At 33.0% G+C, this 13,858-nt stretch carries 18 protein-coding genes and 1 riboswitch; of the genes, 9 read left to right on the top strand and 9 right to left on the bottom strand.

The genetic code is table 11. The features are described 5' to 3' along the window. Positions 1-22: 22 nt before the first annotated feature. A complete protein-coding gene (locus NST63_RS18665) occupies positions 23-511 on the bottom strand; it encodes a PCYCGC motif-containing (lipo)protein (RefSeq protein ID WP_341043372.1) in 489 nt (162 codons plus the stop codon). A gap of 435 nt (positions 512-946) precedes the next feature. Continuing rightward, positions 947-1,006, top strand: a riboswitch (Fluoride riboswitch). Positions 1,007-1,154: 148 nt separating this feature from the next. On the opposite strand from NST63_RS18665, the gene crcB (NST63_RS18670) reads away from it, so the two are divergent. From crcB (NST63_RS18670) to NST63_RS18695, 6 genes are all read left to right on the top strand, one after another. After that, a complete protein-coding gene (crcB, locus tag NST63_RS18670; RefSeq protein ID WP_212942580.1) occupies positions 1,155-1,565 on the top strand; it encodes a fluoride efflux transporter CrcB in 411 nt (136 codons plus the stop codon). Continuing rightward, a complete protein-coding gene (crcB, locus tag NST63_RS18675; protein ID WP_341044216.1) occupies positions 1,565-1,924 on the top strand; it encodes a fluoride efflux transporter CrcB in 360 nt (119 codons plus the stop codon). The genes crcB (NST63_RS18670) and crcB (NST63_RS18675) overlap by 1 nt, the downstream gene beginning before the upstream one ends. 229 nt (positions 1,925-2,153) lie before the next feature. Continuing rightward, positions 2,154-2,747, top strand: a complete 594-nt coding sequence (locus NST63_RS18680) for a MarR family winged helix-turn-helix transcriptional regulator (protein WP_212942742.1) — start codon at positions 2,154-2,156, stop codon at positions 2,745-2,747. After that, complete coding sequence (locus NST63_RS18685; protein WP_341043373.1) at positions 2,728-3,027, top strand: hypothetical protein; 300 nt, start codon at positions 2,728-2,730, stop codon at positions 3,025-3,027. The genes NST63_RS18680 and NST63_RS18685 overlap by 20 nt, the downstream gene beginning before the upstream one ends. Positions 3,028-3,291: 264 nt before the next feature. Next, on the top strand, positions 3,292-4,305 hold the full coding sequence (locus tag NST63_RS18690; protein ID WP_341043374.1) for a DUF3231 family protein: 1,014 nt from the start codon (positions 3,292-3,294) through the stop codon (positions 4,303-4,305). A 361-nt stretch (positions 4,306-4,666) separates the two neighbouring features. Continuing rightward, positions 4,667-6,085 carry an NAD-dependent succinate-semialdehyde dehydrogenase gene (locus NST63_RS18695; RefSeq protein WP_341043375.1) on the top strand — a complete coding sequence of 473 codons (1,419 nt, stop codon included), beginning with the start codon at positions 4,667-4,669 and terminating at the stop codon, positions 6,083-6,085. 111 nt (positions 6,086-6,196) lie between these two features. Here NST63_RS18695 and NST63_RS18700 read toward each other — a convergent pair whose 3' ends face one another. Then, a complete protein-coding gene (locus tag NST63_RS18700; protein WP_212942588.1) occupies positions 6,197-6,547 on the bottom strand; it encodes a hypothetical protein in 351 nt (116 codons plus the stop codon). A 207-nt stretch (positions 6,548-6,754) separates the two neighbouring features. Between NST63_RS18700 and NST63_RS18705 the strand changes: the two genes are divergently transcribed. After that, entirely contained in the window at positions 6,755-7,207 is a 453-nt protein-coding gene (locus NST63_RS18705; protein WP_212942590.1) for an SRPBCC family protein, read from the top strand. A 38-nt stretch (positions 7,208-7,245) separates the two neighbouring features. Here NST63_RS18705 and NST63_RS18710 read toward each other — a convergent pair whose 3' ends face one another. The 7 genes from NST63_RS18710 to NST63_RS18735 form a co-directional block, all read right to left on the bottom strand. Continuing rightward, entirely contained in the window at positions 7,246-7,539 is a 294-nt protein-coding gene (locus tag NST63_RS18710) for a DUF4362 domain-containing protein (protein ID WP_341043379.1), read from the bottom strand. Positions 7,540-7,647: 108 nt separating this feature from the next. After that, positions 7,648-7,755 carry a DUF4362 domain-containing protein gene (locus NST63_RS27815; RefSeq protein WP_212942744.1) on the bottom strand — a complete coding sequence of 36 codons (108 nt, stop codon included), beginning with the start codon at positions 7,753-7,755 and terminating at the stop codon, positions 7,648-7,650. A gap of 145 nt (positions 7,756-7,900) precedes the next feature. Continuing rightward, on the bottom strand, positions 7,901-8,461 hold the full coding sequence (locus tag NST63_RS18715) for an ATP-binding protein (protein ID WP_212942594.1): 561 nt from the start codon (positions 8,459-8,461) through the stop codon (positions 7,901-7,903). 101 nt (positions 8,462-8,562) lie between these two features. Continuing rightward, the gene (locus NST63_RS18720; RefSeq protein WP_341043380.1) at positions 8,563-8,988 is read right to left on the bottom strand and encodes a hypothetical protein; all 426 of its coding nucleotides are present in this window, start codon (positions 8,986-8,988) and stop codon (positions 8,563-8,565) included. 144 nt (positions 8,989-9,132) lie between these two features. Beyond that, positions 9,133-9,618 carry a YjdJ family protein gene (locus NST63_RS18725; protein WP_341043381.1) on the bottom strand — a complete coding sequence of 162 codons (486 nt, stop codon included), beginning with the start codon at positions 9,616-9,618 and terminating at the stop codon, positions 9,133-9,135. 375 nt (positions 9,619-9,993) lie between these two features. Beyond that, positions 9,994-10,290, bottom strand: a complete 297-nt coding sequence (locus NST63_RS18730) for a hypothetical protein (RefSeq protein WP_341043382.1) — start codon at positions 10,288-10,290, stop codon at positions 9,994-9,996. 634 nt (positions 10,291-10,924) lie between these two features. Then, the gene (locus NST63_RS18735) at positions 10,925-11,980 is read right to left on the bottom strand and encodes an ATP-binding protein (RefSeq protein ID WP_058005008.1); all 1,056 of its coding nucleotides are present in this window, start codon (positions 11,978-11,980) and stop codon (positions 10,925-10,927) included. Positions 11,981-12,239: 259 nt separating this feature from the next. Between NST63_RS18735 and NST63_RS18740 the strand changes: the two genes are divergently transcribed. Both NST63_RS18740 and NST63_RS18745 read left to right on the top strand, forming a co-directional pair. After that, a complete protein-coding gene (locus tag NST63_RS18740) occupies positions 12,240-12,710 on the top strand; it encodes a hypothetical protein (RefSeq protein ID WP_341043384.1) in 471 nt (156 codons plus the stop codon). A gap of 106 nt (positions 12,711-12,816) precedes the next feature. Next, positions 12,817-13,638, top strand: coding sequence for an STAS domain-containing protein (locus tag NST63_RS18745; RefSeq protein ID WP_341043386.1), 822 nt, complete (start codon positions 12,817-12,819; stop codon positions 13,636-13,638). The last annotated feature ends 220 nt before the right edge of the window (positions 13,639-13,858 follow it).

The raw sequence follows: 13,858 nt of genomic DNA on the forward strand, positions 1-13,858 counted from the left end.
TTATTAAACAGTCCCGGTTTTTTTATGCTTCAGGCATTGGTGTAGGCGTTGGTTTAGCATAACCTTCCTTATATTTTTCATCAATTTCTTTTCGAATGTCTAACATCGATTTTCCTTTTTGGTATTCAACCATTGATTCAGCAGCAATTTCTAAGCATACATCACAGTTCACACCATGTTCATCCCATACGATTGCACCATTTTGTTTATTCTCCTGAATAAAACAATCATAGTTATTCTCATGTCCCATTTCTCCACAGCCACAATAACATGGCATATGTTCTAGCAATTCTTGATGTGAGGCAGCGGCTTGATAAATCGTTTGAATCGTTTCAGAGCTATTATCAAGAAAACTAGGTAAAATAGCGGCGCTTGCTGTTTCCTCCACTGGCATTGTGTGGCTAACCTCTTTTTCCTTTGGTTCTTTACTCTCATCACCAGAATTAGAACATGCTGAAATGATGAACATTACTACGATCAGTGGAATAATTAAGACACTTTTCTTAAACATTTTTTTCCATCCTTTCAAGGATAATCTTTCCTTTTATTTTAGAAACAATTATAGCAACAAACAAGTTCTCTCCTATGAATGACATAAAATCATCACAACTTGCTTTTTCCAAGGCTGTTTTCTTATCGTTTGTTGCTTTTGTAAAAGCCGAACTGCCGACTTTTACTCCCAATAAAGGATTCTAGCGGTTCTGATGGAGATTGCAGCTCTTTTTCAGTAAAATGATACGTGTAGCGATCCTCAGTTGATATTTATTAGTTATAACTTTACTTAAATAGAAACAATGTTTGAGAAAAGAGTCTTTTCCAAAAGTTCATACGAAGCTGAAAAAGAGGATATTCATGAACTTTTATATAGTAACCTTTTCAGCAAGGATCTTAAAATTCACTAAAAACACTAAACATTTTTACGCAATTATGATAAAATACATGTAATTAAATATGCGGCGATGGAGTTCGCCCTTAAGTGCTTAAAGCTAATGACTCCTACCCTATATAGGGTAGGAGTCTAATTTTTTTTAGGCAAAAGTCGATCCTTTTATCGTATAAACTGGAATGATTGATTTATACTACGATTTCAACACACCTTTTTTTAGTGAGTATAGAGAAAATAGAATCAAACGAATAATTTTTGAGGTGAGCAAATGAGCTATTTATCTGTAGGAATTGGAGGGATAATTGGTTCCCTTTTACGTTATTATATTGGTTTAAGTTCCGTTATTTGGTGGTCCTCCCCATTCCCTATTGCAACATTAATAATTAATTTAATTGGGTGTTTTGTCTTAGGGTGGTTTACAACCTATTTATCCAAATTAAAACTTCTTTCACCTGCCCTTTTAACTGGCTTCGGTACTGGGCTGGTAGGATCGTTTACCACCTTTTCAACCTTTAGTGTCGAGTCCATTCAATTAATACAAAACTCACTATGGGGGTTTGCTATTCTCTATGTCCTTGGTAGTCTTTTCGGTGGATTATTTTTTTCATACTTCGGTTACCGTTTAGGAGAAATATGTACAAAGAATCGATTACAAAGAGAAGGAGAAACATACAAATGATGGTGATTAACGCAATTGCGGTAGCATTTGGAGGCTTTTTTGGAGCCATTACCCGTTATTCGATCAGTCAGTGGATGAAAAAGAGAAAACCAACCTCATTCCCGCTAGCAACATTTATCATTAACTTAATGGGATCATTTCTACTAGGTTTCATTTATGGAACAGAAACAGGTGGTCTCCCCCTCCTATTATTAGGAACTGGATTTATGGGTGCTTTTACAACATTTTCAACCTTTAAGTTAGAAAATATTCAATTAATAGTAAATAAAAAATGGAATACTCAAGTTATTTATTTAGTCTTTAGCTATCTTTTAGGGATAAGCCTAGCCTTTCTAGGAGTAATCATTGGGAAAATGTAATAAGCTAAAATTGCTCCATCATATTTTACGCTATTTAGGGCTACCTAAAAAAACTATGAGGTTACTATCTCTCATTTTTAGGAGCCTATTTTTTTATAATATTACTTAACAACAAGTTTTGAGAGCCTAATCAATACTTACATCATTTTAGTCAACATATTGACTTTTATTCCAGAAATGGTATTCTTATTTTGTAAACATGTTGACTTTTTTTAGAAAGGAACCACATATGAATATTAATCTTTTACTAAAAGAACTGCATTTTATGCAGCAAAGTTATGCGACATTGTTTTCCGTTGTCAATAAAGTTCAATCTCACGGTGATGAATTTCTAGAGGATTTAACTTCTCGACAGCATATGGCTCTTATCGCCATTGCACATTTGCCCCTTGAACGTACCACTCTTATGAATATTGCTAAAAAGCTAGGTACGACAAAACAGAATGCAAACAAGTTAATTTCAAGTCTATCAAAAAAAGGATACATAAAAACAGTTTCAAGTAAACTAGATAAGCGAGCGATTAATATCGAAATTACACCAGAAGGGTATAAAATATTGGTTGCATGTTCGGAAAGATCCACGTATTTTTTAGCAGAACTATTTCATGATTTTACAACGGATGAAATAGAAACTTTTTGGAAATTATTAAAAAAGCTCTATCACTTTGATGGAGAAGAGCATGATGGTTTTGAAGAAATAGCAACGATTGAAATTCAGGAAGAGGATCCCCAAATGATCGATCGTTTTCAAAAACAAGTATTGACTGAGTTCTCCAGACGTCGGAATCGGGGTGGGAAAAATGATGAATTCAACTGTAAATAATTTAATTGAGCAGAAAACGCTTGTTAAAAAAAAGATCAAAGAAAAATCCTATTACGTAAAACAATCAGTAAAGCATTCTATTTCTAAAATAACTCAAAAGCTTCAAAGTAATAGAAAAACAAATCGGGCGGGAAATTATATTTCCATCCTTATTGCACTATTTATCCTATATACAGCGTGGGTCACCTCTAACCATTGGTTGTTTTGGCTAGGCATTGCAAGTATTTTAAGTAATAGTTTATTACTCTTTATCAATCTTATAAAACGTTCGTCTTATTAAGAGTAATATTTTTCTCTTAGGCTCTTTACTCAAACGTTGTTTCTATTTAAGTAAAATTATAACTAATAAATATTAACTGAGGATCGCTACACGTTTCATATTACTGAGAAAGAGCTGCAATCACCATAAGATACGCTAGAACCCTTTATTGGGAATAAAAGCAACAAACGATACGAAAACAGCCTTCTCTTAAGAATGTCGTGAATTAGTTATTATATCCTTTCATCTATTCGGGAAATATAGAAATATGGAGGGATATGAAAAATGAGCGATAAAATAAATATTGTGAAGCTAACAAGTGCTGAAATTTCAGCTCTTTGGACAACATATTTGAACGATAGTGTAGCTAATTGTCTACTGACTCACTTTATAGAAACAAACACAGATCCAGAAATAGATTCAGTGCTTACAAGCATTCAAAAGATTGTAAATAAACATATAGACCGGATCGCTGAACTCTTCCAAAAGGAAAATATTGTTATACCTGAGGCTTTTAAAATTGAAAAACATGTAGTTCCGAAAGCTCCTAAATTATTTTCTGATGTTTTTTATATACAAAGTGCCTATCAAATGTGCCGTTTTGGGATTAGTTCCCACTCTACATTCTTTGCAAGCTCTGCAAGAGAAGATATTCGTTTCATGTTCAAAGACTTTATCGATGACGCGTCTCAGCTATATAATGATACCATTGATAAATTGCAGCAAAAAGGAATTTTTGTTCGAATGCCTTTTATGACCTATCCTACCAAGATAGACTTTGTCAAAAAAGAAAACTTCTTGACAGGATGGCTTGGACGTAAGCGCTCCCTATTAAGTATCGAAGTCACTCATTTAATCACCAATGCCTATCAGAACGAAATTGGGCGAGCAATCTGTATAGGCTTTTCCCAAGTAGCACAGGAACAAGTACTCCGAGAATATTTTAGTCGTGGCAAACAATTGAGTAAACACATCCTCAGTTCAATTCGTGATGTTCTAGAAGAATGTGATATACCCTTTCCTAATATATGGGATCAAAGTGTAAATGGCTCAACCACTGCCCCTTTTTCAGATCAGCTAATGCTTTATATAATCGGCATTCTTTCAAATCTTGGAATGATGACATATGGTGCTGGATTATCGGCTACAATGCGTAGGGATATAAGTGCGATGTATGGAAGTTTCATTACAAAAACTGGTGCTTACGGTGAAGATGGGATGACATTAATGATAGAAAAGGGCTGGATGGAACAGCCTCCTCAATTTATTGATCATGAAAAATTAGCAAAAGGAAAATAAAGTTGGATGAATTATAATTCACAGAGCTTTAATCTATAATACATTACAAATCCTCTATTGGTAGAAAGTGATAACTTCTATTAATGGAGGATTTTTTCATGTTCGTTTCCAAAATAGATTGACTACTAATAAGTCGCTGCAAATTTTGATTATGATTTTTTTACTCTTTCCTTCTTCTATTTTGTATCTATTTTTTCTGTAGTTTCCTGAAAAACATCTTCTATGTAATGGATACGAATGCAAATGGTTTTACTGAATGGATACTTCCTTGTATCCTTAATTATAGAAAAGACTTCGAAGAAATGAATCATATGTTTTTCTCGATAGGTAGTTGAAGTTTAACAGAATGGAGTGAAAAAGCATGGAAAAACAGTTAATGTATTGCAATGGCGAATGGATAGGAAGCGATAACCCTGTATTAGAGGTTACTAATCCCGCTACAGGTGAAGTCATCGCAACAGTGCCTTTTGGTGGAAAAAGAGAAGCACAGCTTGCCATTGACGCAGCAAGTGATGCATTTCCTCACTGGGCTGCACTTTCAGCCTATGAACGCGGAGATCTTATTCGAGCATGGTATGACCTCGTTAAAGAACATGAAATGGAGCTTGCAAACATCATGACCGCTGAACAAGGAAAACCGTTAAAGGAAGCACTTGGAGAAATTCAATATGCAAATGGTTTTCTATCCTGGTACGCTGAAGAAGGAAAAAGAGTTTATGGGGAAATGATTCCTGCCACACAGCGAAACAAACGACTGTGGGTTCAAAAGCAACCCGTTGGTGTCGTTGCTGCTATTACACCCTGGAATTTTCCAGCTGCCATGATTACACGTAAAGTGGGTCCAGCACTTGCTGCTGGCTGTACTGTTGTCGTCAAGCCTGCAGAGCAGACTCCGTTAACGGCTTTAAAGCTTGCTGAATTAGCTGAAAAGGCCGGAATCCCAAAAGGCGTTATTAATGTTATTACAGGTGATCCGAAGGAAATTGGTGAAGTATGGCTACAGGATCCAAAGGTGAGAAAACTTACTTTTACTGGTTCAACAGAAGTAGGAAAACTGTTAATGCGCGGCTCAGCAGACACTGTTAAAAAAATTTCGCTTGAACTTGGTGGCCATGCCCCTGTCATCATAACTAAAAACGCTGATATGAATAAAGCGGTTGACGGTGTAATTGCCGCTAAATTTCGTAATGCTGGACAAACATGTGTCTGTTCAAATCGAATCTATGTCCACGAAGAAATTCTAGATGAATTTACAACTAAATTTACTGCGAAGGTAAAAGAGCTACGGATTGGGAATGGATTGGATGAAGGAACAGAAATTGGTCCTTTAATTGATGAGGCAGCGATTTCTAAGGTACAACAGCATGTATCGGATGCTGTACAGAAAGGGGCAAAGATTGAAACAGGTGGTAACTTAGAAAACGGATTATTCTACCAACCTACTGTCCTTTCAAATGTAAATGATGAAATGCTTTGTATGAGAGAGGAAACTTTTGGGCCACTTGCTCCTATTGCTTCCTACACAAGTGAAGAGGAAGTAATTAGACGAGCAAATGATTCCATTTTCGGTCTGGCTGCTTACGTCTTTACTGAAAACATCTCAGAAGGCATCAGAATTATCGAAGGTTTGGAATACGGTATCATCGGATTCAATGATGGTCTCCCTTCCACCCCTCAAGCTCCTTTTGGTGGTTTCAAACAAAGTGGACTTGGGCGTGAAGGTGGTCACCACGGAATTGAGGAATATTTAGAAGTTAAATATGTTTCATTAGGATTATAAAAGAATAATAGCCTTATTAATATGTCGGTCTTAATGCTATTCATACACTCACCTCTTTTTTTCATATTTGTCGTGAGTGTATGAGTTTAAGACTGCATTCCCACATTGTCTCTATAAAGTAAAATTTTTCACAATATTAATTTCATATCTCCCGTCGCTTTTTTTATTTTGAACTTCGACCAATATCGTCCCCATTGTACCTAATGGTGATTGATCGAGCCCTTCGAAGATTTCTTGTCTTTCTGTAATCCTTAATTTTTTATTATAATACTTCATATATACTGTTTTTTTGCCATCCACTTTATTATACAATGCTGTCGAAACTCTTTCTCCACTTTTAATTTTTTTAAAAGTAGGCTCCTTCGCATTATCACCATCAAATGTAATAGTTACATTCTCTAAGGTTTCAATGGTATTATTATCAACATATACAACAGGCAAGGTTTGCATCCCCATAAACATATATATCTCCACCTTTTTCACTTTTTTCTGTTAGTAAAAATATACGAGGAGATCGCATTGAATGTTTCACAATTTTCAAAAAAAGTGATGAATTCCTTTAAGGTGTAAAAGTTGACAGTAGGGCTTTTACAAAAGCAACAAACTATACTAATACAGCCTAATTAAAACAATAACTATCCATTACTATATACAGGGGGATATAAAAACATGCCAATTATTAAGTATTCGATTTATATTGAAGCACCTATTACTATTTGTTTTGATTATGCTCGAAGTGTAGAAATACATATGAAAACCACTAGAAAAACAAGTGAACGAGCAATTGGCGGTGTTACTGCTGGTCTCTTGGAAAATGGAGATATAGTTGTATGGGAAGCTATACATTTTGGAGTAAAACAAAAATTGACAGCTAAGATTATAGAAATAGACAAACTACATAAATTTATCGACATTATGGTAAAAGGTGCATTCCACTCGTTTATTCATACACATGAGTTTGTTGAATACGGAAAAGGTACACTTATGATGGAAACCTTTGACTATCAATCACCCTTTGGAATACTCGGAAGCATAGCAGATAGATTATTTTTAGAAAAATATATGCAGTGTTTTCTTGAAGATCGTGCAAAAGAATTAAAGAGAATTATAGAGAAAAAATGATTCAGATATTTGAATCGTTTAAAGGAAATAAATGAATCTTATTTTTTATCTGTTCCTAAATAATAAGGTCTTTGAAAGCCACTACACTCCGTCAAAATATATTGATCATAATTATTCTCATCTTTCATCACTGATATTGATTTACAATGATGGTTTGTAATTGTATTTTCACCATACTTATCTCGTATTGTATCTCTTTCCACTTCAAGAAATTCTCCATTGAAAGAAATATCACTGATGATAGGATCCCCTTCTATAGTCTTTTCTCGAACATTGTAAATATTTAAGTAAGTTATTACTAATAAATATCTGGTGAAAAATGCTTTTCCCATCATTTCACTGAGAAAAGAGTTGCAAGCTTCATCAAAACCGCTGAATACTTTATTAGGTGTAAAAGCCGGCAGTAGGGCTTTTACAAAAGACTATTATACAGAAACCGCCTATGTATAGGAAACTACCCTTATCTGATCTTCTTTCTCATTCCGTACATTCCGAATAAAATCTTTAAGTCTTGCTACATTTTCTATTCCTTTATATGAGCTTACTATGTCTGTTGATTCAGGTACGAATGGTTCTTTATTAGATGGTGATTTCGTACAACCAAAGAATACAAGGAAAAAAAAATAGGATAAGCATTAAATAAACCTTTTTATCACGCATAGAGAAATACCTTGAATTCAATTTGCCCATACCTTAACAACCTTGTGCAATATGAATAATTTTTTGGGTGATAAAATGAACTTCCTCTGGGTTTTTAATGATAAATAAGTGTTCTGCTTCTCCCTCTATTGGATCCATTATGTCACTTCTATTCGACTCCGCTTGTTGACGAGTAAGTACCTCTTCAAATGTAGAAGCACTCCTAAATATAGCTGTACTTCGCTGAGTGGTAGATACTCGCTCTTGAAGAACATGATCTGGAATATCAAAATGAACGAGGATACGAATAAATCCCTTTTGCTGAAAGTAATGAAGCAAATCCAAGCGGCCTTTGCGGGAACGATTTGAATTACAAATAATAAGATGATCATTTGTTTGATTTACCGCATAATCAACAATTGTTTGAGTAATGGTGTATTTGATCGTATTCGGCCCTTTATTAGGTATTAATCCCCTATAATACTTGTTGATGAATTCAGCATGATTATCTTGGTCAATGACAATTGAATGAGACAATTTTTGCTCTAAGTATTTAGCAAAAGTGGTTTTTCCGCTATGTGTTTTGCCTACTGTTATAATCACAAACCTTTTCATACCCTTCACTCCTTTATAAAAATTGTTACAATGCATATTTTAGCTGTCACTTTCATTTCAACTCATTAAACCTATTTAGTTCAGTGGATTATGATAAAAAATTACTTTCTTATAGTTATTAGTGTATTCTCTTTAATTTCAATATTATCTATCTTTAAATCACCGAGAATAATCGTTTGATCCAGTTCTATATTTCTTTCTTCTAATTCCTCTCCAACCCAACAAGTATATAATTCACAATAATCTCCGTTATCGAGATAATTATCCAGCATGTCAAGTAGAGCTTTCAATGCTCGTAGTTCCTTTTGATAATTATGAGGTGAAATTTTACTTTCTTGCTTATCCAAACAAATTCCCACATTCTCTGAAGTAGATATTTCATAGATGTTTTGCGTTGTCATATGTTTTCTAACATTTTTTCTATTACTGTGATCTGAAAAGTTATTTCCTATGATAATCATATTATTACTAGAAAAATTATTGGTTGGTAGAATAAAATTACATCCTAGGTAATTCGTTAAACTCAATCCGTTCATACTCCTTTTCTTCACTAACAATAAAAATATAAAATTCATTTTCAAATCTAACCATTCTTTCCAATAAAGAAACTTCTTCTTTCAAGTCAAAAAGTGCATCCTTCCTAAATGGGCAATGCACTTAACAGTCAAAAACTAGTTTATTCCCCTTTTCACCTTCATTCGATTGAATCGCACTAAATAACTCATTAGTCCAATTCCTATAAACAAGAAACCAAGAGCTAAGAAAAGTTTGAACATCATTCGACCTCCAACGGTTGGTGAACTGAAAGTGAAATAACTAACTAAAACGAATGAGCCACCTATGAAAGTCAAAAAATAAGCAAACCATTTTTTCCTTTGCTTCAATAAACGGTGTCCAATGATTATGAACAAATATAAACTAGTCAGCAGCATAATGATTGGGAAGGTAGGTTGAAATTTTATGGCATATACAAAATAATCTAAAGGAAGTATTTCGTTTGCATAACTAACTCCCCCCTTTACCAGGTGTGTAAAAGGTGTAGAGTACCTCCATTCCCAAGGGTTATCCATTATTTCGCTACCTTCATACCATGCGGCAATACTAGAGAATATAAATAAAGTACTAGCAATACCGATTTGAACGATAAAAGAAACCACTTTTACTTACCTCCATTCACTATGTAGATCGTTCTTAAATTATATCATTCCATTGTATGTTATTTGAATAATTTACTTCATTTTCCACTTTGTTGATAATTATTCATTAACACCTTACTAATTAGCAATAAAATTTATTTTCGCTAAGCTTGACAAAGGTAGCCTGAGTTAAGTATCAGCTTACTAATAGTCCCTTCCATCAAGTAATTGCCATACCCTTATTCATTATTTCATTCTCCTTTCTACATACTGAGACGTAAAATAGAAAAATAAGTCGCAAAAAAGGTAGACTTAAAATTGTCTACCTACTATTTCAAAATAATTGAATGAATGGATTTTTATTGTCAAAATATAAATATTAGGACACAGTTTTTATCATTGTGAATAGGCACGTATCATTTTTTCAACATATTCTTGTAAGCTTGTATATACTGAATCCCCTTTTAAAAATTGTTCTACCACGCTCAAAGGTAAAATAGCTCTATCTTTCTTTTTAGAGTAGAGGAGAGTATATGGCCTAGTAGTTTCAGCCACACAAGCAAGTGACTTAGAATGATGATAAACAGAGTTGAATTCATACCAAGTAAAATCTTGATTGATAGTCCTTTTTATTACTTCACCAATATATGCACCAATGCGATTTACCATATTATCAAGAGCTTCATTTAACAATACAGTACCCTTTTCGGTTTTCATTAGTTTTTTTGTATACAAATCAATATATTGAATACTTTCAATCGTGAAATCTAAATTTCTTTATGTAAGGTTTTCTTGATCCCATTCTTCTTCTGAAACATCTTCATACATTAAATTCGCTATTCCCTTTAGATTGTCTTTTACTAATCCTTTTGATCTGAAATAGACAAGCACTAAATTTCCCAAAAACAAACCTAGGCAACTAAAAAAAGTTGGTGAAAGGTTTAACTGATGTTTAAATATTGCGCTCAACAAGATGCAACATAAAAATATACAAAAATAATATAGCAGATTCTTAATTATTGATTTCATTTATGTACCCTCTAAAAAAAAATTTCATTGATATCATATTTCTTCCTTTTATAGTAATCGTTTGATTCATCTCTTTCATCTGGTAATTTCCCCCTAATGACTCATTCTACATTTCGTTCACCAATAATAAAAAACGTTTGGCAGTAATCTCCAAACGTTTTTCCGTAATAATTTTCATATGTTAATTGTATTTATTATCTAAGAATGAAAGCTGTTAGAAAAATTATTTGCTACTATGTAAAAGATGAACTTGAAAAGATATATGTATAAATAAATTAATTGATATAAAAATGAACTTTTATGAAGGGTATAATGGCAACTGGATGGTAAAATTTGTTCCAATTCCTTCTTTACTTTTCACCATAATTTTCCCTTTATGGCTTGAGATAATATTTTGGGTAACCATTAAACCTAGACCTGTTCCTTCCTTTTTGCTAGTAAAGAAGGATTGTCCAATATGATCTAATTTATCAGAAGGAATCCCTATTCCATTGTCTCGAATATTCGTATAAACATATTTATCATCTTTATTAATATTTATGATAATTTCTCCGCTCTTATTAATAGCCTCGAGTGCATTTTTGATTAAATTAACAAAAACTTGCTTTAACTGAACCTTATCTCCTAGGACAAAAAGCTTTTTATATTTTCCCGTATAAATATTAATATTTATCTTCCTTTTAAATGCTTCCGTACTAAATAAATTTACTGATTCATTTAAGATATCAAACAGGCTTTCAACTTGCCATACGGTTTCTTTAGGTTTTGCCAAAAATAATAATTCATTGGCAATATCCTCAATTTGCTGAATTTCTGTTTCAATTATATCTATGTATGTGTTATTAGCTATTTCTGCTTTTAATAATTGCAGAAATCCTTTAATAGCAGTGATGGGGTTACGGATATCATGTACAATACCTGCTGCTAATTCTCCAATAAGTGATAATTTTTCTGTTTGCATGATAAGGTGCTGAGCATGTTTTTTTTCGGTTATATCCCGTACAACAATTTGGGACATCATCTTATTATTTGAATGTTTATAAGGTATGGCCATTATTTCTACATCAATTTCTGAACCATCTTTTTGAAACATTTTTTGTTCCATTAATGGAGCAATCTCCATGTTTTCTGTCACTCGTCTTAGTCTTTCCTTACATATGGAATGAAATTCGGGATGTAAAAATTGATCGAATCTTTTACCAAGGATCTCATCATTTTCATTATATCCTAATAACAACTTACTTGCTTTATTGGCATAAACAATGATTCGGTCATCTAAAATAATATTTGCATTTAAACTTCCTTCTATGATTTGTTGAAAATCAAAATTCATATTTTTCATGATTATTTCCATTGATTAACCTCCTTTGCAATTTATTTATATACCCAAAATAAATTTAATTAAACATTATTTCACAGCCAAATCAGAATAATATCATTATTTATTCATTTCGAATATTGCCTTGATTTTTGTCAGACCCATGATTTGCTGTTCTGCCAATAGTTACATTTTTGAAGGAAAATTGATTAGGGCATATTAAAATAGAAAATAAACTCTAGAGAGATGGAAGCAACTTTACCCATAGAAAAATTAAATAGGGGGTTAGAGTAATGTGGCAAGACAAAAACCAACAGAAGCATTATTATGGAGTATCGCTTTCCCAGGATTTGGTCAAATTATTAATGGTAAGTATGTAAAAGGACTTGTTTTTTTAATATTGGAAGTATTAATTAATGTCAAAGCTCATTTTAATGCGATTATCGTATTGAGTTTTCATGGAGAAATTGAAAAATCCATTGCACTAGCAAATTATGATTGGCTCATGTTTTACCCATGTTTATATTTCTTTTCAATGTGGGATGCATTCAAAGATGCAGGTGGTGGCAAAAATTCGTATACCTCCATCATATTTGTGTTCACCGCATATACCGTTACAGTTGGCACAATATACTCATCAACATTTACATTATTCGGCCAGTTATTTGGTCCGATTTGGTTACCGATTTTGTCTGTTATACCAGGGATAGCTATTGGTTTGGCAATCAAAGCATTACTAATTAGCTTTAAAAATAAGGTGGAATAATAGTCTGTGTAATAACCTCTTTCTTATTTAAATATTAATAATATTCCCTCCAAAAGAATAAAGATATATAATTAATTGGTAACTTTGATTTGGGGGTGGAAAAAATATGCATAGAAATAATGATTTATATAATTTTTTATTAAATAAAATCAACCAATTAACTGAGGATTGGTATGACTCACTAAATAAAGATGATGATGATGGTGTTTATAGTTCCAATAATTCTGAAGTTATAAGGAAATTAAAAAGGCAAAATAATGATTTCCATAAGCACTTATGCAAAGTATTTATTGAAGAGGAAGCAAAATTTTTTAATTCCTTTGAGGAATGGATCAATGAAGTTGCCTATGATGAAGAGCATGTAAATACTCCTATTAACAGAATAATAAGGGAGTTTTTTCGAGTACAGGATCAATACTTCCATTTAATAGAAGAGTTTATATCAATAAATGAAAGGGAATATAATCATTCGCAAATTCATTCCTGGCATTTAGTCATTATTAAAGCTTTTAGTAAAGTCATTGAAAAATTTACTGAGGCAAATAATAAAGCACAACAAGATACTATTCGTGAATTGAGCACCCCAGTCATTTCACTAAACAAGAATAGTGCTCTACTACCTTTAATCGGAGATATTGACTTTGATAAAAGCTTATTAATAGAACGTACACTTCAAAAGTGTGCACAGAACGGTATTCAAACACTTTACATAGATTTATCTGGTGTACATACAATTGATGAAGAGTCTGTCTATCATCTCTCCCAATTAATCGATGCCCTACAACTAATCGGTGTAAAAACGATATTATCTGGCCTCCAACCTAAAATAGCTATGGCTGCTATTCACTTAAATCTGCCTTTAAATAAAGTAACAATCAAAGCTTCCCTTGCAAAAGCCCTTGATGAAGAAAAAGCTGTTAATTATTAAAGGGTAAAAGGGGGGTCTGACCCCAAATTCTTGTATCTAATACAGAAAAGCTATATGTATTCTAGATATCCCGGGTGGGGGTCTGACCCCAGATTGGCTTCTTTCCTACTTCATTTTCCCCCTTTTTTAATTTCCTTTATCATTCTAATATTCATGTGTTTATGAAAATTAATTAGTAATAATGGATGTAGCATGGTTTTAAGCTATGCTTTATTGCAAT

It is taken from the genome of Heyndrickxia sp. FSL W8-0496, from assembly GCF_038007825.1.
In the GTDB taxonomy this organism is placed as follows: domain Bacteria; phylum Bacillota; class Bacilli; order Bacillales; family Bacillaceae_C; genus Heyndrickxia; species Heyndrickxia oleronia.